This is a genomic window from Streptomyces sp. NPDC042201, assembly GCF_055582185.1.
In genome coordinates, this window is the sequence record NZ_JBVJDS010000011.1 from 189,153 (window position 1) to 210,282 (window position 21,130).

Consider the following 21,130-nt stretch of genomic DNA (forward strand, 5'->3'; position numbering starts at 1 on the left):
TGCGAATAGTGATCATCTCTTTCGTACGACGACGAAGTCCGCCAGCGCGGTGAGCTGCGCGCGGATCTTTTCCGGCATGTCTACGCCATCCAGGGCCTCGATGGCGACGGCATGCTGCCTGCGGGCCTCCTGGGAGGTCCACTCCCGGCCGCCCGCCTCCTCGATCAGCGCGGCCCTGGCGGCGAATTCCTCTTCCGAGAAGTTCTGGAAGTCGGTGCTCTTGGCGTCGGCGGCGAGCAGCTCGCCGAGCCGTTCCGAGGCGGGTCCGCCGGCCGCGAGCGCGGCGACGACCGGCAGGGACTTCTTGCGCTGGCGCAGATCGCTCCAGGTCTGCTTGCCGGTGGCCTCGGGATCGCCCCAGATGCCGAGCAGATCGTCGACGGCCTGGAAGGCGAGACCGAGGTGATGGCCGTACGCCTCCAGTGTGTCGGCCGTCCGGTCGTCGGCGCCGCCGAGGACCGCGCCGATGGAGACGGCGCAGGCGAGCAGGGCGCCCGTCTTGTTGCCCTCCATCTCCAGGCATTCCTCGACGGTGACCCGCTCGCGGTGCTCGAAGGAGATGTCCTGCGCCTGACCGTCGATCAGCTTGCGGGAGGCGGTGGTCAATCGGCGGGTCGCGCGGCCCGCTTCCACGGTGCCGAGCTCCAGCAGCACTTCGTTGGCGAGCGCGAAGAGGGCGTCGCCGACGAGGATCGCCTGAGCGGGACCGTGCATCTTCCAGACGGTGTCGCGGTGGCGGCGCTGCTCGTCACCGTCCATCAGATCGTCGTGCAGCAGTGAGAAGTTGTGGACCAGCTCCACGGCGACGGCGCCGGGGATCCCCTTCTCGGGAGCGGCGCCCGCCGCTTCGGCGGAGAGCAGCGCGAGCGCCGGGCGCACCGCCTTGCCGCCGTCGCCGTCGGAGGGCCGGCCCTCAGCGTCGATCCAGCCGAAGTGGTAGGCGGCGACGGTGTCCATGGGCGGGGCGAGCCGGTTGACGGCGGCGCGCAGCACCGGCGTGGCCAGGCTCCGCCCGCGCTCCAGCAGCGCGTAGACGTCCGCGGTGTCGACAGCCGGATTCGCCGGGGGCACAGTCGGCACGGTCTCTCCTCTTGTTCCAGTACTCGTAGGTGCAGTACTCGGGCTCATGCCGCCTCCTGCAGGGGATGTTCATGGCGGCGACCGAGCTCGGAGAGGGCGGCGCCCGCGGCGCTGAAGCCGCTTCTCACGGCGCCCTCCATGGTCGCGGGCCAGCCGGTGGCGGTCCATGCGCCGGCCAGGAAGAGGCCGGGGACGCGGGTACGGGCCTCGGGCCGCAGCCGGCCCACGCCGGGCGTGGGCGCGAACGTCGCTGTCCGCTCCCGGGTGACGAAGAAGTCCCGTACCTCCGCGCCCCGGGCGGCGGGCAGGAGGCGTTCCAGCTCGGGGAGGTAACGCGCGCGCAGTTCGGCGACGGGCAGGTCGATCTCGTCCTGGACGGCCGACTGGGACACCGCCAGATACTGGCCGTCCGTGAGTCCGGACGCGTCGGTGCGGTCGAAGACCCACTGCACCGGGCTGCCGAGCGCGGCGAAGAAGGGGCGGCGCAGCACTTTACGGTCGTACACGACATGGACGTTGAGGATCGGCGCGGTGCCGATGTCGAGCAGCCGGTCGGGGTCGTCGAGCGCGCCCGCGGGCAGCAGGGCGTGGGCCTCGCGCTGGGGTACGGCGAGGACGACGGTGTCCGCGTCGAGCCGCTCGCCGTCCACCTCGACGTGCCAGCCGCCCTCGGCGGCACGGGAGACGGCGTTCACGCGCGTGCGCAGCTCGGTCCGCACCCCCGCGGAGTCGAGGGCCTTGCGTGCCAGCGTGTCGTGCAGCTCGCCGAGCGGGACGTGCGCCCAGCCGATGTCGGCGGCGCCGGGCTCGGAGAGCAGCCCGGTCTTGAAGACCATCGCGGCGAGCCCCATGGAGGCGTGCGGCGCGGTGGCGTTCAGGGTCGCCACGCCGACCAGGTCCCACAGGGCCTCGATCGTCCGGTCCGACTGTCCGTGCCGGCCGAGCCAGGTGGCGAAGTCGATGCCGTCCAGGGCGGGATCGGCCGGGTCGAGCCGCTTGAGGGCGAGCGCGGCCCGCCCGACGGAGGCGCGCTCCGCGAGCGAGAGATGCGGGTACGTCGCGAGTCCGGCGGCGAGATGCAGCGGTACGGGCAGGGCGTTGCGGCGCAGTCGGCCGAGCCGCGGCCGGGCACGGCCGACGTCGAGGACGGGTACGTCCAGCCGGTCCTGCAGGGGAGCGAGCGCGGCGCCGTCCACCCGGTCGAGGAACCAGCGGTACGCCGTGCAGCAGCGCAGATACACATGCTGGCCGTTGTCGATGGTGAGGTCGCCGCGGCGGAACGAGAAAGCCAGACCGCCCAGGCGCGGCCGCCCCTCGACGAGCGTCACCCGCACGCCGGCGTCGGCGAGCTGAAGGGCCGCGGTGACCCCGGCGAGCCCGGCACCGACCACGACCGCGTGGCGGGACCGCGAGCCGTCATCTGTCGTCATGCGTGCCCCCTCGGACCGTCGCAGTCAGGGACGCGTCATACCGGCGCGGGGTTGCGACCCGCCGGTGCGCGGATGGCGGGAAGGAACCGACCCGGGCATCGAAGTGCCGCATCAGCCACGCCTCCTGACGGTCTGCCGGGAGATGTGCCGGGCGTCCAGGCCGGAGAGCCCGCGCACCGCGACGTACGCCTTCTCGTGCCCCGGGAGCGAGACCCGGCCGCGCAGGACGGCCTCGGGGTCGCGCTCGATACGGTCGAGGAGACGGCGGTAGATGCCCGCCATGGCGGCGACACAGGCGCCGCTGCGCCGGTCGAGCAGGGGCAGCAGGCGGTAGCCCTCGGCGAACAGGGCGCGGGCGCGGCGGACCTCGAAGTGCACCAGGCCGGCGAAGTCGGAGCCGGCGGGCGGGGTGGCGCTGTGGAAGCCGGTGGAGCAGCCGAACTTGGCGAGGTCGTCGGCGGGCAGATACGTACGTCCGTTGCCCGCGTCCTCCCGGACGTCCCGGAGGATGTTGGTCAGCTGGAGGGCGAGCCCCAGCGTGTCCGCGTACTCGGCGGCGCGCTCGGCGCCGGGCGCGCCCGTTCCGCTGCCGAACACGCTGAGCGACACCCGGCCGATGGCGCCCGCGACGCAGCGGCAGTAGACCTTGAGGTCGTCCCAGGTCTCGTACGTGTCGCCGCGGACATCCATCAGGACGCCGTCGATCAGCTCGTCGAGCCCGCCGAGCGGGATCGGGAAGCGCCGTGCCGCGTCCGTGAGGGCGACCGCGACCGGGTCGGTGTCGTCCTCGTCCACCTCGCCTTTCCTGACCCTGTCCAGCAGGGCGCGGGTGTCCTCGAGCCGTGCCTGCTTGGCCTCGGGTGCGAGTGTCCCGTCGCCGATGTCGTCCACCCGCCGGGAGAACGCGTACAGCGCGGACATGGCCTGCCGCTTGTCGGTCGGCAGCAGTCTGATGCCATAGGCGAAATTACGGGCCTGCTGTCCGGTGACGGCCTCGCAGTAGCTGTAGGCCGCCAGTACCGGCGCGGACACGGGTGTCTGTCCCTCCACGTTCCGGCTCACCCCTCTCTGTGCGCACTTCGCAAGACAGCTCCCACTTCACGCAGCAGACGCGGCTTGGTGGGTTTGGGCGGTCCGGGGAGCACATCGTGCCCGGCGGCCGCGATCGAAGCGAGGGCGGCACGCCCTCCGGCCACGAATCCGGCGAGCAGCAGCTTGAGCCTGCCGTGGACGCTACCCACCAAGGGGGTGCCTTCATTCAGCAGTTGCCCGGCGCGCTCGGCTTCGAAGGCGATCAGGGCGCGTACCGACGCGTTCGCGGTGGCGGCGGCCAGATCCGCGTCGGTGACATGGAACCGCTTCATGTCCTCGGCGGGCAGATAGATACGGTCGCGGCCCAGGTCCTCGGTCACGTCCTGCAGGTGTTCGATGATCTGGAGCGCCGTGCAGACGGCGTCGGAGCGGCGCAGGCGCTCGGGGCTCGCGGTGCCGGTGATCCCGAGGACCAGCCGGCCGACCGGGTTGGCGGACAGCTCGCAGTAGGCGAGGAGGTCGTCGTAGGTCTCGTAGCGCCGCACCAGCTGGTCCTGGCGGTTGGCCTCGATCAGCCCGAGGAACGGCTCCGGAGTCAGGGAGCGGCGCCGTACGACCGGTGTCAGGGCGCGCAGCAGCGGGTGGCCGGGGGCCGGTCCCGCGGGGTCGAAGACGCGCCGCAGATCGGCCTCGAAGGCGTCGAGCACGGCCGGCCGGTCATCGGCGCGGGCGGCGTCGACACCCAGGTACGCGGCGTCCGCGCCGCCGGGGGCGAGGTCGCCGTCGCCGATGTCGTCGACGAGCCGGGCATAGCCGTAGACGGCCATCAGATCGTCGCGCCAGGCGCGCGGCAGGAAGAACGGGGCCACGGGGAAGTTCTCGTCCGCGGCCTTGTCCAGCGTGGTGCGCGAGGCGGCGTCGGGGCGCGCCTGTGGAGTGCCCGTCACTTCGGACTTCCCAGTACGTGGACGGCGGAATCATCCTCGCGGAGCTGGAGATTTCCCGTCATTGCCGTCACATCTCCCGTTCTACACTGCTGACCCAATACATCCCATTTCGGACACGCCGCCCGCCCTCCTGAGTACAGAACACTGTTTGGCGGGTGGGATGCTCAGGGGGTATCACCCCACTTGCCGCGAATCAGCACCTGCACAGCTTACGTTGTACGACTAAGGGGACCACGCCCGGGTGTTGCGCGCAGTACGCCAACGCCGCAATACAGGCCAACCTTCCCCCACGCCAAAGGACTTGACTGAATCTTTGACGAGTGACGGCCCGTGGCCGGGTGGGGCTCGGCGGTCCTCCCGCCACGGCGGAGCCCCCGCCGGAGCGGTCCGGCAGGGGCTTCGTCAGTGCGGAAGGATCCGTTCCGGTGGACCGGCCTACTTGCCGGTCTCCTTCTCGTACGCCTTGATGACCTCGTCGGTCGGGCCGTCCATCAGCAGCTCGCCCCTCTCCAGCCACAGCACCCGGTCACAGGTGTCCCTGATCGACTTGTTGCTGTGGCTGACCAGGAAGACCGTGCCGGCTTCCTTGCGCAGTTCCCGGATCCGCTGCTCGGAGCGGATCTGGAACTTCCGGTCGCCGGTGGCCAGCGCCTCGTCGATCATCAGGACATCGTGGTCCTTGGCCGCGGCGATGGAGAACCGGAGCCTGGCCGCCATGCCGGACGAGTAGGTCCGCATCGGCAGGGTGATGAAGTCGCCCTTCTCGTTGATGCCGGAGAAGTCGACGATCGACTGGTACCGCTCGCGGATCTGCTCGCGCGTCATCCCCATGGCCAGGCCGCCGAGGATGACATTGCGTTCGCCGGTCAGGTCGTTCATCAGCGCGGCGTTGACGCCCAGCAGGGAGGGCTGGCCATCGGTGTAGACCTTGCCGCTCTCCGTCGGCAGCAGACCCGCGATGGCGCGCAGCAGGGTCGACTTTCCCGAGCCGTTCGTGCCGATCAGGCCGATCGCCTCGCCGCGGTACGCGGTGAAGGTGACCCCCCGCACGGCGTGCACCTTACGGACACCCCGCGACTCCCCCTTGTCGCGGCGGAGTATGCGGCTCAGCGCGGCGGTGGCACTTCCCTTGCCGCCGCCACCGCCGTTGACGCGGTACACGATGTGCACCTCGTCGGCGATGACCGTGGGGATACGTCCCTGCTCGATGTCATCAGCCACGGCCGTACCGCTCCTCAGCCTTCCAGAAGTACACGAAGCCGGCGACGCCCAGGAGGACGGCCCACAGCAGTGCGACAAGCCAGACATGCGCGGGCAGATTCGACCTGTCGTAGCCGTCGATCAGCGCGAACCTGACCAGGTCCATGTAGATGGCGGCCGGGTTGTACTGAAGGACGTCGCCGATCCAGGCGGGCTTGTCCTTGAGCATCACCGGGATGGAGAACATCACGCCCGAGGCGTACATCCAGGTACGCATCACGAACGGCATCAGCTGGGCGAGGTCGGGGGTCTTGCTGCCGAGCCTCGCCATGATCAGCGCGAGACCGGTGTTGAAGAGGAACTGGAGCGCCAGCGCGGGCACGACCAGCAGCCAGCTCAGCGACGGATAGCTGCCGAAGGCAATCGCCACGACGATCAGCACGATCATCGAGAACAGCAGCTGCTGGAGCTGCTGGAGGGAGAACGAGACCGGCAGCGAGGCCCGGGGGAAGTGCAGGGCCCGGACGAGCCCCAGATTGCCGGAGATGGCGCGGACCCCGGCCATTACCGAGCTCTGGGTGAAGGTGAAGACAAAGACCCCGGTGACCAGGAACGGGACGAAGACATCCTGCGGGATGTCCTTCTTGGTCCCCAGGATCAGGCCGAAGATCAAGTAGTAGACAAAGGCGTTCAGCAGCGGCGTCGCCACCTGCCAGAGCTGGCCGAGCTTCGCCTGGCTGTACTGGGCCGTGAGCTTCGCCTGGGAGAAGGCCAGGATGAAGTGGCGCCGGCCCCACAGCTGCCGGACATAGTCGGCCAGTCCTGGCCGGGCACCACTCACCGCCAGGCCGTACTTGGCGGCGAGCTCCGCCGAGGTCAGACCGTCGTCGGGCGACGGCGGGGTGCTCACAGCGATCGCACCCTCATGGGTTGTGTCACTCACAAGTTGAAACTTTCGTGTTCAAGATGCGCAGCCGGTCGGGCACAGGCACGGAGGGCCAGGCCCCGGGAGTACGCCCGATGCTCTCAGAACCGAGCTTGTCAGATGACAGGCGGTCGGCCCAGCCGGGTCAGCCGCCATACCGTACGCCACTTCATCGGACGACGCGGACCGCACGGGGTCGCCCAGCCCTCCCTGAACCCGCCGAGCCATGCCTTCAGCGCGGGTACGGAGGGGCGCCGGACGAGGGTGAGCAGCAGCCATACCCCGAGATAGAGCGGGACGACGGGGGCGGGCAGATTCCGGCGCGCGAGCCAGACCCGGTTGCGGGCCACCATACGGTGGTAGACCGCGTGCCGGGACGGCGGCATCGTCGGATGGTTGAGCACCATGTCGGCGCGGTAGTCGATCATCCAGCCGGCGTCCAGCGCCCGCCAGGCGAGATCCGTCTCCTCATGGGCGTAGAAGAATTCGCCCGGCAGCGCGCCGACCTCCGAGAGGACCTTCGTCCGTACGGCGTTGGCGCCGCCGAGGAAGGTCGTCACCCGGGACGACCGCAGCGGGTCCGAGGCGCGCAGCCGCGGGACGTGCCGCCGCTGGGTGAGTCCGGTCTCCGGGTCGGCGATCCGGAAGCTGACGATACCGAGCACAGGATCGGCCGCGAAGGCCTCCCGGATCAGCTCGGCGGTGTCGGTGTTCGGCAGCAGACCGTCGTCGTCCAGGAAGAGCAGGGCGTCCACATCCGAGCCGGCGGGCCCGAATGCCTCGATGCCGACGTTGCGGCCGCCAGGGATGCCGAGATTCTCCGGCAGCTCGACCGTCCGTACGCCGGCGGGAACGCCGCCCACAGGGGCGCCGTTCCCGACCACGACGATCTCGATCGGGTCGCCTTTCTGCCGGGCGACCGATTCGAGCAGCGCACGCAGATCGTCGGGGCGGTCACCCATGGTGATGATCACCGCGCCGAGCCGCATGTCACTCACCTCAGCCTGCTGGACGCCAGGATGGAGACCAGGTGCAGGACTGTCTGGACTATGGCGATACCGGCGAGGACCGCGATACCGAGGCGGGTGAAGAACAGATCGCCCTGGATCGTGTCGAGGATGGCCACCACGAGGATGAAGAGGCTGGCCTCGATGCCGCCGACGAGCCGGTGGAACTTGAGCGCGGCCGCGGCCCTGCGGGCCAGGGCCAGACCGGAGGAGCGGGGCGCGGACGCCTCGTCCTTGACGGCGGGCAGTCCGCTGCGCTGGCGGGCCACATCGACGAGGTCGGTCTCGGCCTTGATCAGGATCGCACCCAGCGCGGCGAGTGTGCCGAGGAAGGCCCACAGCCAGTTGGTGGCCGTGCCGTTCTGGTGGAAGATGTCCGCGCCCCGTATGCCGAAGCCGATCAGCAGGGCGGCCTCGCACAGATAGTGGCCGACCCGGTCGAGATAGACCCCGGTGATGGAGGTCTGCTTGCGCCAGCGCGCCACCTCGCCGTCGACACAGTCGAGCAGCAGATAGACCTGGAACAGGACGACCGCGAGGATCGCACCGGTGAGACCGGGCACGAGCAGCGCGGCGCCGCCGATGACACCCACGACCACCATGAGGTAGGTGAGCTGGTTGGGCGAGATCCGGGTGTTCACCAGGTACGGGTCGACGTGCAGCGAGATCTCCCGCATGTACATGCGCCCGGCCCAGTGTTCTCCGCTGCGCCGGTCCTTCACGCCCTCCGGGTGAACGACCGGACGGAGTTCAGCTACTGATGGTCTTGGCATAGTCGGAGTACGCGTCCCTGATCTGGTCGGTGGACAGGTCGAGGTGCTCGAGGATCGTGAAACGGCCCGGACGGGTCTGCGGCGCGTAGGCCACGGCCCGGACGAACTCGTCGACGGAGAAGCCGATCTCCTCGGGCAGCACGGGCAGTCCGTGCCGGTGCAGCACCTCGGTGAACAGCTGGGATTCCTCGTGGGCCCCGCGCAGGTGCATGGCGAAGGCCGCGCCGAGGCCGACCTGCTCGCCGTGGAGCACGGAGCGCTTGGGGTAGAGCAGGTCGAAGGCGTGGTTGATCTCGTGGCAGGCACCGGAGGCCGGCCGGCTGTCGCCCGCGACGGACATGGAGATGCCCGTCATCACCAGGCCCTCGGCCAGCACGGTGAGGAAGGTGTCGTCGCCGACCCCGCCGGGGTGGCGCAGCACGGCCTCACCGGCCTGCCGGGCCATGGCGGCGGCCAGGCCGTCGACCGACTCGCCCGTGACGCGGTGGGACAGCTCCCAGTCGGCCACGCACGAGATGTTCGAGATGGCGTCGCCGATACCGGACCGGACGAAACGGACGGGGGCGTCGCGGATCACATCGAGGTCGATGACCACGGCGATCGGGGTGGGCACGCCGTACGAGCCGCGGCCGTTGTCGTTGTCCAGCGTGGCGACCGGCGAGCACAGGCCGTCGTGCGCGAGGTTCGTCGCGACGGCCACCATCGGCAGTCCGACCCGGGCCGCCGCGTACTTCGTCACGTCGATGATCTTGCCGCCGCCGAGGCCGACCACGGCGTCGTACCGCTTGCCCCTGATGTCGTCGGCCAGTCTGACGGCCGAGTCGATCGTGCCGTCGATGACCTGGAACCAGTCGGCGCCCGGCAGGTCGGGCGCGAGCCGCTCCCGCAGCGCCTGGCCGGAGCCGCGGCTGATCGCCACGGCGAGCCGGCCCGAGCTGGAGATCCGCTGGTCGGCGAGGAGTCCGGCGAGATCGTCCAGGGCGCCGCAGCTGATGTCGACGACGACCGGTGACGGGATGAGCCGGGTCAGTACAGGCACGCGATCTCACGGCCCTTCGCGAGGTCGTCGTGGTTGTCGATCTCGACCCACGGGATATCGCCGATGGGGGCCACATCGAGGGTGAAGCCGCGGTTGACCAGCTCCTGATAGCCGTCCTCGTAGTAGAGGTCGGGGTCGCGCTCGAAGGTGGTCCTCAGCGCGTCGGCGAGGTCCGCCGCGGCCTCGGGTTCGATCAGGGTGACCCCGATGTACTCGCCGGTGGCGGTGGCGGGGTCCATCAGCTTGGTGATCCGGCGTACGCCCTTGTCACCGTCCGTGATGACCTTCATCTCCTCGTCGGCGAGGTGCTTCACCGTGTCGAGGGCGAGGATGATCCGCCGGCCGTCGCCGCGCGCGGCGAGCAGGGTCTTCTCGACGGAGACCGGGTGCACGGTGTCGCCGTTGGCGAGGATCACGCCCTGTGTCAGGACGTCACGGGCGCACCAGAGGGAGTAGGCGTTGTTCCACTCCTCGGCCTTGTCGTTGTCGACGAGGGTGAGCTTGAGGCCGTACGTCTTCTCCAGGTCGGCCTTGCGCGCGTACACGGCCTCCTTGCGGTAGCCGACGACGATCGCCGCTTCGGTCAGGCCGACCTCGGCGAAGTTGCCCAGCGTCAGGTCGAGGACCGTGGTGGTCCCCTCCCCCGCCGGGTCCACGGGCACGAGGGCCTTCGGGAGCGTGTCGGTGTAGGGGCGCAGACGCCGTCCGGCACCGGCGGCCAGTACGAGGCCGATCATGCGGGTTCTCCTTCGTCATGTACGGCGGGGGCTCCGGAGGACACCCAGAACCGGATGGACTCCGCGAGCGCGACCAGCGCCACGGCGGCCGCGAGCACCGTCAGGGCCAGGGTGAAGTCCGCGTTCCGCGTCACCAGGACGGCGGCGAGCGCGGTCACCACCAGCGTGCGGCCCTCGTGGCCGCCGATCGTCCGGACCAGCCAGCGGGGCGGCGCGCCGGTGCCGCCGCGGATGCGGTACACCGTGTCGTAGTGATGGTAGGCGACGGCGGCCACCAGGCCGAAGGCCGCAGGCAATGCTCCGTTCACCTCGGAGCGGGCGGCGAGGATCAGGACGGTGCCGTATTCGGCCGCCCTGAACACCGGCGGTACGAGCCAGTCGAGCGCGCCCTTGAGGGGCAGCGCGACCGCGGCGCCGGAGAGGACGGCGTACAGCACGGCGGCGCCGACGACCCAGAGACTGCCGACCGGCTCCGTCCAGGCGGCGGCCACCAGCAGGGCCGCGCCGAGGGCGGCGATGACGACGCGGGAGCCGAACGGCGGATACGCCTTGATCCTGCTCAGCACCCCGGCGACACCCTCCGCCAGCGGTCCCGAGTCGGCGAGGTCGGCCAGGGCCTGGGCCGCCCGGTCGGTGCGGGTGGCCTTGCGGGTGACCGAGCGCAGGACGCGGCCCGCGGTGGTGTAGCAGGCGGCGAAGCCACAGCCGACGAGCAGCGCGTAGAAGACGATCCTGGGCGTGGTGACGGCCGTCAGCACGGCGATCATCGCCCAGCGCTCGCCGATCGGCAGCACGATCATCCGGCGTACCCAGACCGTCCAGCCCACGCTGTCGAGCCGGCTGGAGAGCGCGGCGGTGGGGGTGCCCACCACGGCCTTGCCCGCGGCCGTCGCGTCGTGGTTCGCCTCGTTGAAGGAGAAGTCGACGACATGGCGGCAGGTCTGCAGGACCATCGCGCCGAGGGCGAGCGCCCATACGTCGTCGCCGCCCCGGGCCGCGCCCAGCGCGAGGCCCGCGTAGTACGCGTACTCCTTCGCGCGGTCGAAGGTCGCGTCCAGCCAGGCGCCCATCGTGGAGTACTGCAGCGAGTAGCGGGCGAGCTGCCCGTCCGTGCAGTCCAGGACGAAGGAGAAGAGCAGCAGCGCGCCGGCGGCGACATATCCGCCGCGGGTGCCGGTGGCCGCGCAGGCCGCCGCGATCAGGGCGGTGAGCAGCGACGCGGTGGTGACCTGGTTCGGGGTCAGACCGCGGCGCGCGCACCAGCGGGCGAGATAGCGGGAGTAGGGGCTGATGCAGAAGGTGGTGAAGAAGCCGTCACGGGCCTTCACGGCGGAGCGCAGCCGTACGGCTTCGTCGTCGACGGCCGCGACGGCGGCCTCGGCCTGTTCCCTGGCGCTCGCGTCGGCCGGTACGGCGGCGACGAGCGAACCCAGCTCGGGCCGCTGGACCGCGCCGCCGTCGGCGTCGAGCACGGCGGCGACCCGGTCGGCGAGGGGCTCGCTCGGGGCCACGGTGGTGGCGGACGTCCGCTGGGGTTCCGCCGTGCCGTTGCCGGAGGCGTTGTCCGCCGGCCGGGCCGGGGAACCGCCCTCGACGACGGTGGTCACGGCGCGCAGCAGCGCGGCGCGGGCCTCGGGCTGGGCGGTGAGCGCCCCGGCCACGGCGGCCGTCGGGAACCGGGGGTCGGTCAGTGCCAGCCGCAGGGCGTGGACATGACCGACGAAGCGGGAGTCGACGAGGGCGACGCGTTCGGCCGCCGGGGCCGCGGCGAGGAGCTGCCCGGCTTCCGTGGCGTCCGGCGCGTTACGTACCTCGAAACCCAACGACCGCAGATGGCCCTCGAGCGGCGATCCGGGTACCGGGGGACCGGTGAGGATGGCGGTCGACAGACGAACTCACTCCTTGGCGCTGACAGGGCTGCGTGCGCGGCGACGTGACCCGGGATCCGGGCGGCGGCACGTCGGCAGAGGCTATCGGATGAACGGAAGACTGAGTTCACCGCCCGTTTACGCCCCGGACGCCGTGGTCTGAGCCATGATCGGCCCACGTAGTGATCATCATTGTCGATCCGCGCCCCCGCTCACAAACCGTGGCCCCACGCCGCGGGCGGGGCCGAGCCCTGCCCCGGGAGGCTTCCCGGCACCTGGCCTAGGGTGGCCGCATGACGTGGCTGATCACAGGCGGAGCGGGTTATATCGGGGCACATGTGGCGCGGGCCATGACCGCGGCGGGCGAGCGGGTCGTCGTCCTCGACGATCTGTCCAGCGGTGATCCCGAGCGGCTGCCCGCGGAGATTCCGCTGGTGCGGGGCTCGCTGCTGGACCGGCGGCTGGTCGACCGCACGCTCGCCGGGCACGAGGTCACCGGTGTGGTGCATCTCGCGGGGAAGAAGCAGGTCGGAGAGTCGGTCGAGCAGCCGTTGGCGTACTACCGGGAGAATCTGTACGGGCTCACGGTGCTGCTGGAGGCCGTGGTCGCCGCCGGGGTGCGGCGCTTCCTCTTCTCCTCCTCCGCTGCCGTGTACGGCGTACCGGATGTGGAGTTGATCACGGAGCGGACGCCGGCCGTGCCGATCAATCCGTACGGCGAGACGAAGCTCGCGGGCGAGTGGCTGGTGCGGGCGACCGGGCAGGCGCACGCGATGGCCACGGGCTGTCTGCGCTACTTCAATGTGGCGGGGGCGGCGCGGCCCGAGCTGTCCGACACCGGAGTGTTCAACATCATCCCGATGTTCTTCGACCGGATCGGCCGGGGCGAGGCGCCGCGGATCTTCGGCGCCGACTATCCGACTCCGGACGGCACCTGCGTCCGCGACTACATCCATGTCGCCGATCTCGCCGAGGCCCATCTCGCGGCCGCCCGGCGGCTGACCGCCCAGGAGGGCGCCGGGGACCTCACGGTCAATATCGGGCGCGGCGAGGGGGTCTCGGTCCGCGAACTGGCCGATCTGGTGGCCGAGGTCACCGGTCACCGCGTGCCGCCGGTGGTCGAGGCGCGCCGCCCCGGTGATGCCGCGAAGGCCGTCGCCTCGGTCGGCCTGATCGCCGAGGAACTGGGGTGGACGGCGTCCCGCGGGGTGCGCGAGATGGTCGAGTCCGCCTGGGAAGGCTGGCAGCTGCACCATCCGGCGGCGTCGGTCGGGTGAGCGTCGCACCGCTCTGACCTGCGCTCATTTCCGCAGGTCAGACCATATGACAACGGTGTTCAGTCCCGTGTTGCCCGATACCCCCCACCAGTAGTTGACTGGCGTGGTCGGCACAGCATCCAGACGACCGGAAGGCGCGTCCTCATGGGGGCAGGGCACAACCACGGACACACACACGGAGGGCCGCCGGCGGGTACCGCGACCGCCGCCTACCGGGGCAGGCTGCGGATCGCGCTGTCGATCACGCTGTCCGTGATGGTGGTGGAGATCATCGGCGGGCTCGCCTCCGACTCGCTCGCCCTGTTCGCCGACGCGGCGCACATGGCGACGGACGCGGTCGGGCTCGGCATGGCCCTGCTGGCGATCCACTTCGCCGCGCGGCCCGCCGACGAGAACCGCACCTTCGGCTACGCGCGGGCCGAGATCCTCGCCGCGCTGGCCAACTGTGTGCTGCTGCTCGGAGTCGGCGGCTTTCTGCTGTACGAGGCGATCGAGCGCTTCATCGTGCCGCCCGAGACCAAGGGCGGGCTGACGATCGTCTTCGCGTTGATCGGTATGTTCGCCAATCTGATCTCCCTCTCCCTGCTGGTACGGGGACAGAAGGAGAGCCTCAATGTGCGCGGGGCGTATCTGGAGGTCCTCGCGGACACGCTCGGCTCGCTCGCGGTGCTGATCTCGGCCGCTGTCATCCTGACCACGGGCTGGCAGACGGCCGACCCGATCGCGGGCCTGCTGATCGGACTCATGATCGTCCCGCGTACGGTGAAGTTGCTCCGGGAAACGCTCAACGTCCTGCTGGAGGCAGCGCCCAAGGACGTGGACATGAGTGAGGTGCGGGCACATATGCTCGCACTGCCGGGGGTGGCGGACATCCATGACCTCCATGTCTGGACCATCACTTCCGGTATGCCCGTGCTCTCCGCACATGTGGTGGTGGACCAAGACGCACTGGACGCGGTGGGCCACGAGAAGATGCTTCACGACCTGCAGGGATGTCTCGGCCATCACTTCGATGTCGAGCACTGCACCTTCCAGCTGGAGCCCAGAGGCCATGCGGAGCACGAAGCGAGGCTCTGTCACTGACGCCCCGTCACCGGCGTCTCCAGGGGAACGGACATGCCCACGCCCCCGAAGTGCGGACACGGGGCTTTTGTACGGCAGACTTGGGGGCCGAGGCCCGAAGCGAAGGATGGTTATGCCGACCACATCAGTCACTGCGGCGAACGACTCGTCGAACGGCGTACAAGAAACGATCTTGCTGGAGCTGGTCGACGAGGACGGCAACACCATCGGCACCGCCGAGAAGCTCGCGGCCCATCAGCCGCCGGGACAGCTGCACCGGGCGTTCTCCGTCTTCCTCTTCGACGAGCAGGGCCGGCTTCTGATCCAGCGCCGCGCGCTGGGCAAGTACCACTCCCCCGGCGTCTGGTCGAACACCTGCTGCGGGCATCCGTACCCGGGCGAGGCGCCGTTCGCCGCGGCCGCCCGCCGCACCCATGAGGAGCTGGGTATCTCGCCCTCGCTGCTCGCCGAGGCGGGCACCGTGCGCTACAACCACCCGGACCCGGCTTCCGGGCTGGTCGAGCAGGAGTACAACCATCTTTTCGTGGGTCTGGCGCAGTCCTCGCTGCGGCCCGACCCGGAGGAGATCGACGAGACGGCGTTCGTCACCCCGGCGGAGCTGGCCGAGCGGCACGGCGAGGCACCGTTCTCCGCGTGGTTCATGACCGTGCTGGACTCGGCGCGCCCGGCGATCAGAGAGCTCACGGGGCCGGCCGGGGGCTGGTGACGCTCCCCCGTGCCGGCAGCCCGCCGAACGGCGAGGTGAACGGGAGCAGCGCCCAGACGATCTTCCCGCCGCCGGCGGTGTGCTCGGCATCGCAGCTGCCGCCGGCCTCGCGGGTGATCTCCCGTACGAGCAGCAGCCCCCGCCCGCCGGTCCGCGTCTGGTCCGTCCCCGGCTCCAGCGGCCCGGGGCGGTAGGGGTGGTCGTCCTCGACCGACACCCGGATCCACTCCGCGCCGACAGCGATCTCGACGGCGAGCTCGGGCGAGAGCAGGGCCGCGTGCTGTACGGCATTGGTGACCAGCTCGGAGACGATCAGCAGCACGCCCTGGACGACGTCGTCCCTGACCGGCACCCGCTGACGCTTCAGCAGGTCGCGTACGGCGTGCCGGGCCCGCGGTACGGAGATCCCGACGGCGGGCGCGGTGAACCGCCAGACTCCCTCGTACGACAGCGGCCGGGCCGGATCACTCCCGCGGCTCTCCATACTGGCGCACCCACCCCTGGCTCGACCGGCGTTGTCCATCGGCTGTCGAGTGTTGGGAACGCGCCGGTCGTACCGAGCCACTGAGCGGAAGTCCGTCGTTATTGGCGGAGCGTGGCCGCATCCGAGCGACGGCGTCAGAAATGTGATCGTTCCTGATCCTGTGCTGGTGGTTCGGGAGCGGTTCCGCTTTGCCCGTCCGGCCACCGGTAGCGGCCGTGAACAGCCCCTTCCCGGTCGCGGGTCCGGGGTGCCCGGATAGCATCCGGCGCATGGAGCCGCAGCTGCTGCACACCGTCGCGGACGGCGTCGCGACCGTCGTCATGCACCATCCCGCCAAGCGCAACGCGATGACGGCGCCGATGTGGCGGGAGCTGCCGCCCCTGCTGGAGCGGCTGGCGGCCGACGCCGCCGTACGCGTGCTGGTACTGACCGGCGAGGGCGCCACCTTCTGCGCGGGCGCGGACATCTCCTCGCTGCGGGAGCCGAGCGAGGATCCGCCGTCCCTGGCGGTGGCGGCCGAGGAGGCGCTGGCCGCCTTCCCCAAGCCGACCCTCGCCGCCGTACGCGGTCACTGCGTGGGCGGCGGCTGTCAGCTCGCGGCGGCGTGCGATCTGCGGTTCGCCGAGGAGGGGGCGCTGTTCGGGGTCACCCCGGCGCGGCTCGGCATCGTCTATCCGGCGTCGTCCACCCGGCGGCTGGCCTCGCTGGTGGGGCCCGCCACCGCCAAGTACCTGCTGTTCTCGGCCGAGTTGATCGGTACGGAGCGGGCGCTGCGTACCGGACTCGTGGACGAGGTGCTGCCCGCCGGGGAGCTGGCCGGGCGGGTGGCGGAGTTCGCACGGGTGCTGGTCTCCCGCTCGCAGCTGACCCAGGCGGCCGCGAAGGACTTCGCCTCCGGCCGTACCGACCGCGCCGGGCACTGGACGGAGCAGGCGCGCGGCAGCGGCGACACCGCGGAGGGGGTCGCCGCCTTCCTGGAGCGGCGGGAGCCGCGCTTCAGCTGGACCGCTGGAGGCTGAAGCGGCTCTTGGCCCGCAGCTCCTCGACGAGGTCCGCGGGCGCCTTGTCCGGTGATCCGGCGTCGTAGGGCGGCTGCGGGTCGTACTCGGTCAGCAGCTGTACGGACCGGGCGAACCGGTCGCCCGCGAGCGTACCGAGCAGGGTGAGCCCCATGTCGATGCCGGAGGAGACGCCGGCCGCGGTGACGTACTTGCCGTCGATGACGACGCGTCGGCCGGTCGGCTCGACACCGAATGTCCTGAGCGTCTCCAGGGCCAGCCAGTGGGACGTGGCCTGCCTCCCCCTGAGCAGTCCCGCGGCGGCGAGCAGGAGCGTGCCGGTGCAGACGGACGTCGTCCAGGTGCTGGTGGCGTCCACCGCGCGCAGCCAGTCGAGGAGCGGCTCGTTCTCCATCTGGCCGGTCTGTCCCGGACCGCCGGGCACCACCAGGATGTCCGGGGCGGTGACCTCCGCGAGCGTCTTCTCGGCGACGAGCGAGAGGCTCCCCCGGTTGTCCAGCACCGGGCCGGTCCGCTCGGCGACGAAGACGGTCTCGGCGCCGGGGGCGGGCGAGAGCATCTGATACGGGCCGACGGCGTCGAGCGCGGTGAAGCCTTCGAAGAGCAGGATCGCGATCTGCATGACGGGCCTTTCAGGAGTGCGGGTGGCGGCGCGTCGGGCCCGCCCTGTTATCCGTACCGACCGGTCGGTAATATACGCCCATGACCACTCTGCCCGAGCGCGCCGCGCGGCGCTGTTACGCCGTAGTCAACCCGATCCACTCGGCCATCTACTTCTCCCCCGACCTCGGACGCGAGTTCGCACGCGCCGGGCTGGACAACGGGAGGGCCGCCTACTTCGCGGCGCGCGCGGCGCCGCTCGGCCGGGCCGGCGCGGGCGCCGTCACCGCGACCTTCTACAACTTCAAGCACGAGCTCGTCGCCCGGCACCTCCCGCGCGTCTGGGACACCGTCTCCCCCGAGGCCGCGCTCGACGCCAGGCTGCGCGCGGTCGACTCCCTGCTGCGGCGGCTGCTGGGCGAGGAGGCCGTGGCCTCCAAGGAGCTGGCCGAGGCGGCGGAGCTGGCGCTGCGGGCCACCGAGGCGTGCGCACGCCCCGCGCGTCCCCTGTACGCCGCCAACGCCGACTTGCCCGTGCCGGACGCGCCGCATCTGGCGTACTGGCACGCCGCGACCCTGCTGCGCGAGTACCGCGGTGACGGCCACCTGGCGGCCCTGGCCCTCGCCGAGCTGGACCCCTTGGAGGCGCTGGCCAGCCATACCGCCAGCGGCCACGGCATGTCACCGAAGTGGATCCTGTCCAGCCGCGGCTGGACGCCGGAGGAGTGGGAGGCCGCCAGGGAGCGGCTGCGCGAGCGCGGGCTGCTGGAAACCGACGGCGAGCTGACCCCGGCCGGCACGGACCTGCGCAAGGCCCTGGAGGACGAGACCGACCGACTGGACCGGGCGCCGTACGAGCATCTGGGTGAGGCGGGCGTGGCCCGCCTCACCGAGCTGGCCGGCGGATTCGCCGAGGCGGCGCTGGCGGCCGGAGCGTTCCCCGCGGACCTCCTCGGCAAGCACTGAAGGCCGTCCCGCGGTTTACGGACAGTCTGACCGGACACTCGCTTGTGTAGGTGGTAGGCCGCGTTTCCCACCGCCTGAAGGGCGCTCACAGCGCGTGCCGCATACGCAGGCACCGGCCCGTACGCCGTGTGCGGAGCGCCCGACGCGGCCGACGACCCGACAGCCACCTGAAGGAGGGCCTTGTGTTCCGTGCCATCGCCGATGTGCTGCGCGCCATCGGATCGACGCTCGCTTCCGTCGTGACGCTTCCCTTCCGCGCGGTCGCCCGCCTCTTCGGCGGTGCGGCGCACGGGTGAAAGCGCCCCGGCGCGAGCACGTCGGATCAGCTCCCCGGCCCGGTCCCGATCCCTTCGGGACCGGGCCGAGGACTGCCGTACACGCCGGTCACCGCCGGTCGCGCCCGCTGATGTCACCGCTACCTGCCACAATGCAGACGGCGGACCACAGAACAGCGGAGCGTGATCGTGACGACGTCCATCGAAGGCAGGATCGCCGGGGAACTCGGCGTACGGGAGCGGCAGGTGAAGGCGGCCGTCGAGCTGCTCGACGGCGGTTCGACCGTGCCGTTCATCGCGCGCTATCGCAAAGAAGCGACCGAGATGCTCGACGACGCGCAGCTGCGCACGCTCGAGGAGCGGCTGCGCTATCTGCGCGAGCTGGAGGAGCGGCGGACCGCGATCCTCGAATCCGTCCGCGAGCAGGGCAAGCTCGACGAGGCCCTGGAGGCGCAGATCCGGGCCGCCGACACCAAGGCGCGCCTGGAGGACATCTACCTGCCGTTCAAGCCCAAGCGGCGGACGAAGGCGCAGATCGCCCGCGAGGCCGGTCTGGAGCCGCTCGCCACAGGACTGTTGAGCGACCCCTCGGTGGAACCGCTCACCGCGGCCGCCGCGTTCGTGGACGCCGACAAGGGCGTCGCGGACCCCGCCGCCGCGCTGGAGGGCGCGCGCGCCATCCTCACCGAGCGGTTCTCGGAGGACGCCGATCTCACCGGCGAGATGCGCGAGCGGATGTGGACGCGGGGCCGGCTGGCCGCGAAGGTGCGGGACGGCAAGGAGGAGGCCGGCGCCAAGTTCGCCGACTACTTCGACTTCGCCGAGGGCTTCCCCGAGCTGCCCTCGCACCGCGTGCTCGCCATGTTCCGGGGCGAGAAGGAAGACATCCTCGACCTGGTCCTGGAGCCCGAGGAGCCGTCGGAGCAGCCCGGGCCGACCATGTACGAGAACATGATCGCGCGGCGCTTCGAGGTCGCCGACCGCGGCCGTCCCGGTGACAAGTGGCTCGCGGACACGGTGCGGTGGGCGTGGCGGACCCGGATCCTGGTGCATCTCGGCATCGATCTGCGGCTCCGGCTGCGGACGGCCGCCGAGGACGAGGCCGTGCGGGTGTTCGCCGCGAATCTGCGCGATCTGCTGCTGGCCGCGCCGGCCGGCACGCGCGCCACGCTGGGGCTCGACCCCGGGTTCCGTTCGGGCGTCAAGGTCGCCGTGGTCGACGCGACCGGCAAGGTCGTCGCCAAGGACACGATCTATCCGCATGTCCCCGCGAACAGGTGGGACGAATCGCTCGCGAAGCTGGCACGGCTCGCCAAGGAGCACGCGGTCGATCTGATCGCCATCGGCAACGGCACGGCCTCCCGCGAGACCGACAAGCTCGCCGCCGACCTGTGCGCCAAGCACCCCGAGCTCAAGCTCACGAAGGTGATGGTCTCCGAGGCCGGCGCCTCCGTGTACTCGGCCTCGGCCTTCGCCTCGCAGGAACTGCCCGACCTCGACGTCTCGATCCGTGGAGCCGTCTCGATCGCACGCCGGCTCCAGGACCCCCTCGCCGAGCTCGTGAAGATCGACCCCAAGTCCATCGGTGTCGGCCAGTACCAGCACGATCTGTCCGAGGTGAAGCTGTCCCGCTCGCTGGACGCGGTCGTGGAGGACTGTGTGAACGGCGTGGGCGTCGACGTCAACACCGCGTCCGCGCCGCTGCTCTCGCGCGTCTCGGGCATCGGCGCGGGGCTCGCCGAGAACATCGTCGCCCACCGCGACGCCAACGGGCCCTTCCGCTCCCGCAAGGCGCTCAAGGCCGTGGCCCGGCTCGGCCCGAAGGCGTACGAGCAGTGCGCCGGCTTCCTCCGTATCCGCGGCGGGGACGACCCGCTGGACGCGTCGAGCGTGCACCCCGAGGCGTATCCGGTGGTGCGGTCGATGGTGAAGACGACGGGCAGCGAGGTCGCGTCGCTCATCGGGAACGCGTCGGTGCTGCGCTCGCTGAAGCCCGGGGACTTCGTGAACGAGTCCTTCGGTCTGCCGACCGTGACGGACATCCTGCGAGAGCTGGAGAAGCCGGGCCGCGACCCGCGGCCGGCGTTCAAGACAGCCACGTTCAAGGACGGCGTCGAGAAGCTCGGCGACCTGGTGTCCGGGATGGTGCTCGAAGGGGTCGTGACGAACGTGGCGGCGTTCGGCGCGTTCGTCGACGTCGGCGTGCACCAGGACGGTCTGGTCCATGTCTCGGCCATGTCCAGGAACTTCATCAAGGACCCGCGCGAGGTGGTGAAGCCGGGCGACGTGGTCAAGGTGAAGGTGATGGACGTCGACATCCCCCGCAAGCGGATCTCCCTGACGCTCCGTCTGGACGACGAGTCACCGGCTCGCGACCGGTCCGACCGCTCTGACCGGTCCGACCGGTCCGACCGGTCCGGCGGCGGGCGGCCTCCGCAGCAGCGGCAGGGCGGCCGTGGCGGCGGCGACCGGCGCGGGTCGGGCGGCGGGGGCGGTACGGGCGGCGGGGCCGGGCGGCAGGCGGCGCCTCCGGCGAACAGCGCGATGGCGGACGCGTTGCGTCGGGCGGGTCTGACGGACCCGAAGGGCGGGGGGCGCGGGCGCGGCTGAGTCGCCGTCCGGGGTGCGGGGCTGTTCGTCGGGGTGCGGGTGCGTTTCGCCGTCCGGCGGGGGGGTGCGGGG

20 protein-coding genes are annotated in these 21,130 nt (G+C 71.0%); 7 read left to right on the plus strand and 13 right to left on the minus strand.

What is annotated here, in order from left to right:
• Nucleotides 1–12 precede the first annotated feature (12 nt).
• The 11 genes from ACZ6MZ_RS25965 to ACZ6MZ_RS26015 all read right to left on the minus strand — a co-directional run bounded on the left by ACZ6MZ_RS25965 (nt 13) and on the right by ACZ6MZ_RS26015 (nt 12,059).
• Nucleotides 13–1,128, minus strand: a complete 1,116-nt coding sequence (locus ACZ6MZ_RS25965; RefSeq protein WP_389790809.1) for a polyprenyl synthetase family protein — start codon at nt 1,126–1,128, stop codon at nt 13–15.
• Nucleotides 1,125–2,510 carry a hydroxysqualene dehydroxylase HpnE gene (hpnE, locus tag ACZ6MZ_RS25970; protein WP_469354608.1) on the minus strand — a complete coding sequence of 462 codons (1,386 nt, stop codon included), beginning with the start codon at nt 2,508–2,510 and terminating at the stop codon, nt 1,125–1,127. Before hpnE ends, ACZ6MZ_RS25965 begins: the two co-directional genes overlap by 4 nt.
• A 111-nt stretch (nt 2,511–2,621) precedes the next feature.
• Nucleotides 2,622–3,572: a presqualene diphosphate synthase HpnD gene (gene hpnD, locus ACZ6MZ_RS25975; RefSeq protein WP_469354609.1), complete on the minus strand. Its 951-nt coding sequence runs from the start codon at nt 3,570–3,572 to the stop codon at nt 2,622–2,624.
• Nucleotides 3,569–4,489: a squalene synthase HpnC gene (gene hpnC, locus ACZ6MZ_RS25980; protein WP_384191066.1), complete on the minus strand. Its 921-nt coding sequence runs from the start codon at nt 4,487–4,489 to the stop codon at nt 3,569–3,571. The genes hpnD and hpnC overlap by 4 nt, the downstream gene beginning before the upstream one ends.
• A 435-nt stretch (nt 4,490–4,924) precedes the next feature.
• Complete coding sequence (locus ACZ6MZ_RS25985) at nt 4,925–5,710, minus strand: ABC transporter ATP-binding protein (RefSeq protein ID WP_384191063.1); 786 nt, start codon at nt 5,708–5,710, stop codon at nt 4,925–4,927.
• Complete coding sequence (locus tag ACZ6MZ_RS25990) at nt 5,703–6,632, minus strand: ABC transporter permease (protein WP_384191060.1); 930 nt, start codon at nt 6,630–6,632, stop codon at nt 5,703–5,705. The genes ACZ6MZ_RS25985 and ACZ6MZ_RS25990 overlap by 8 nt, the downstream gene beginning before the upstream one ends.
• A 98-nt stretch (nt 6,633–6,730) precedes the next feature.
• Nucleotides 6,731–7,603, minus strand: a complete 873-nt coding sequence (locus tag ACZ6MZ_RS25995) for a glycosyltransferase family 2 protein (protein ID WP_384191125.1) — start codon at nt 7,601–7,603, stop codon at nt 6,731–6,733.
• A gap of 5 nt (nt 7,604–7,608) precedes the next feature.
• On the minus strand, nt 7,609–8,394 hold the full coding sequence (locus ACZ6MZ_RS26000) for a CDP-alcohol phosphatidyltransferase family protein (RefSeq protein ID WP_469354611.1): 786 nt from the start codon (nt 8,392–8,394) through the stop codon (nt 7,609–7,611).
• Nucleotides 8,372–9,433: an iron-containing alcohol dehydrogenase family protein gene (locus ACZ6MZ_RS26005; protein ID WP_389947028.1), complete on the minus strand. Its 1,062-nt coding sequence runs from the start codon at nt 9,431–9,433 to the stop codon at nt 8,372–8,374. Before ACZ6MZ_RS26005 ends, ACZ6MZ_RS26000 begins: the two co-directional genes overlap by 23 nt.
• Entirely contained in the window at nt 9,421–10,170 is a 750-nt protein-coding gene (locus tag ACZ6MZ_RS26010; protein ID WP_469354613.1) for a phosphocholine cytidylyltransferase family protein, read from the minus strand. The genes ACZ6MZ_RS26005 and ACZ6MZ_RS26010 overlap by 13 nt, the downstream gene beginning before the upstream one ends.
• Nucleotides 10,167–12,059, minus strand: a complete 1,893-nt coding sequence (locus tag ACZ6MZ_RS26015) for a DUF5941 domain-containing protein (RefSeq protein WP_469354769.1) — start codon at nt 12,057–12,059, stop codon at nt 10,167–10,169. Before ACZ6MZ_RS26015 ends, ACZ6MZ_RS26010 begins: the two co-directional genes overlap by 4 nt.
• 272 nt (nt 12,060–12,331) lie before the next feature.
• On the opposite strand from ACZ6MZ_RS26015, the gene galE reads away from it, so the two are divergent.
• The 3 genes from galE to idi all read left to right on the plus strand — a co-directional run bounded on the left by galE (nt 12,332) and on the right by idi (nt 15,104).
• A complete protein-coding gene (gene galE / locus ACZ6MZ_RS26020; RefSeq protein ID WP_384191049.1) occupies nt 12,332–13,315 on the plus strand; it encodes a UDP-glucose 4-epimerase GalE in 984 nt (327 codons plus the stop codon).
• Between the two features lie 144 nt (nt 13,316–13,459).
• Entirely contained in the window at nt 13,460–14,398 is a 939-nt protein-coding gene (locus ACZ6MZ_RS26025; protein WP_469354615.1) for a cation diffusion facilitator family transporter, read from the plus strand.
• A gap of 112 nt (nt 14,399–14,510) precedes the next feature.
• Entirely contained in the window at nt 14,511–15,104 is a 594-nt protein-coding gene (gene idi, locus ACZ6MZ_RS26030) for an isopentenyl-diphosphate Delta-isomerase (protein ID WP_389790816.1), read from the plus strand.
• On the opposite strand, the gene ACZ6MZ_RS26035 is transcribed toward idi, so the two are convergent.
• Nucleotides 15,079–15,588 carry an ATP-binding protein gene (locus ACZ6MZ_RS26035; protein ID WP_384191042.1) on the minus strand — a complete coding sequence of 170 codons (510 nt, stop codon included), beginning with the start codon at nt 15,586–15,588 and terminating at the stop codon, nt 15,079–15,081. The two genes, idi and ACZ6MZ_RS26035, sit on opposite strands and share 26 nt — an antisense overlap.
• Before the next feature lie 269 nt (nt 15,589–15,857).
• Between ACZ6MZ_RS26035 and ACZ6MZ_RS26040 the strand changes: the two genes are divergently transcribed.
• Complete coding sequence (locus ACZ6MZ_RS26040; RefSeq protein WP_469354618.1) at nt 15,858–16,607, plus strand: enoyl-CoA hydratase/isomerase family protein; 750 nt, start codon at nt 15,858–15,860, stop codon at nt 16,605–16,607.
• Here ACZ6MZ_RS26040 and ACZ6MZ_RS26045 read toward each other — a convergent pair.
• The gene (locus tag ACZ6MZ_RS26045; RefSeq protein WP_469354620.1) at nt 16,585–17,229 is read right to left on the minus strand and encodes a DJ-1/PfpI family protein; all 645 of its coding nucleotides are present in this window, start codon (nt 17,227–17,229) and stop codon (nt 16,585–16,587) included. The two genes, ACZ6MZ_RS26040 and ACZ6MZ_RS26045, sit on opposite strands and share 23 nt — an antisense overlap.
• An 80-nt stretch (nt 17,230–17,309) precedes the next feature.
• Between ACZ6MZ_RS26045 and ACZ6MZ_RS26050 the strand changes: the two genes are divergently transcribed.
• From ACZ6MZ_RS26050 to ACZ6MZ_RS26060, 3 genes are all read left to right on the plus strand, one after another.
• Nucleotides 17,310–18,173: an SCO6745 family protein gene (locus ACZ6MZ_RS26050; RefSeq protein ID WP_469354622.1), complete on the plus strand. Its 864-nt coding sequence runs from the start codon at nt 17,310–17,312 to the stop codon at nt 18,171–18,173.
• Between the two features lie 182 nt (nt 18,174–18,355).
• On the plus strand, nt 18,356–18,469 hold the full coding sequence (locus ACZ6MZ_RS26055) for an LPFR motif small protein (protein ID WP_384191031.1): 114 nt from the start codon (nt 18,356–18,358) through the stop codon (nt 18,467–18,469).
• Between the two features lie 168 nt (nt 18,470–18,637).
• Nucleotides 18,638–21,058 carry a Tex family protein gene (locus tag ACZ6MZ_RS26060; protein ID WP_469354624.1) on the plus strand — a complete coding sequence of 807 codons (2,421 nt, stop codon included), beginning with the start codon at nt 18,638–18,640 and terminating at the stop codon, nt 21,056–21,058.
• The last annotated feature ends 72 nt before the right edge of the window (nt 21,059–21,130 follow it).

What these genes read in the sequence shown, in the direction of transcription:
- ACZ6MZ_RS26040 (WP_469354618.1), top strand. Translation starts at nt 15,858, where the DNA reads ATGGAGCCGCAGCTGCTGCACACCGTCGCGGACGGCGTCGCGACCGTC.
- ACZ6MZ_RS26050 (WP_469354622.1), top strand. Translation starts at nt 17,310, where the DNA reads ATGACCACTCTGCCCGAGCGCGCCGCGCGGCGCTGTTACGCCGTAGTC.
- galE (WP_384191049.1), top strand. Translation starts at nt 12,332, where the DNA reads ATGACGTGGCTGATCACAGGCGGAGCGGGTTATATCGGGGCACATGTG.
- ACZ6MZ_RS26000 (WP_469354611.1), bottom strand. Translation starts at nt 8,394, where the DNA reads ATGCCAAGACCATCAGTAGCTGAACTCCGTCCGGTCGTTCACCCGGAG.
- ACZ6MZ_RS26025 (WP_469354615.1), top strand. Translation starts at nt 13,460, where the DNA reads ATGGGGGCAGGGCACAACCACGGACACACACACGGAGGGCCGCCGGCG.
- ACZ6MZ_RS25965 (WP_389790809.1), bottom strand. Translation starts at nt 1,128, where the DNA reads ATGAGCCCGAGTACTGCACCTACGAGTACTGGAACAAGAGGAGAGACC.
- ACZ6MZ_RS25995 (WP_384191125.1), bottom strand. Translation starts at nt 7,603, where the DNA reads ATGCGGCTCGGCGCGGTGATCATCACCATGGGTGACCGCCCCGACGAT.
- hpnE (WP_469354608.1), bottom strand. Translation starts at nt 2,510, where the DNA reads ATGACGACAGATGACGGCTCGCGGTCCCGCCACGCGGTCGTGGTCGGT.
- ACZ6MZ_RS26045 (WP_469354620.1), bottom strand. Translation starts at nt 17,229, where the DNA reads ATGCAGATCGCGATCCTGCTCTTCGAAGGCTTCACCGCGCTCGACGCC.
- ACZ6MZ_RS26010 (WP_469354613.1), bottom strand. Translation starts at nt 10,170, where the DNA reads ATGATCGGCCTCGTACTGGCCGCCGGTGCCGGACGGCGTCTGCGCCCC.
- idi (WP_389790816.1), top strand. Translation starts at nt 14,511, where the DNA reads ATGCCGACCACATCAGTCACTGCGGCGAACGACTCGTCGAACGGCGTA.
- ACZ6MZ_RS26035 (WP_384191042.1), bottom strand. Translation starts at nt 15,588, where the DNA reads ATGGAGAGCCGCGGGAGTGATCCGGCCCGGCCGCTGTCGTACGAGGGA.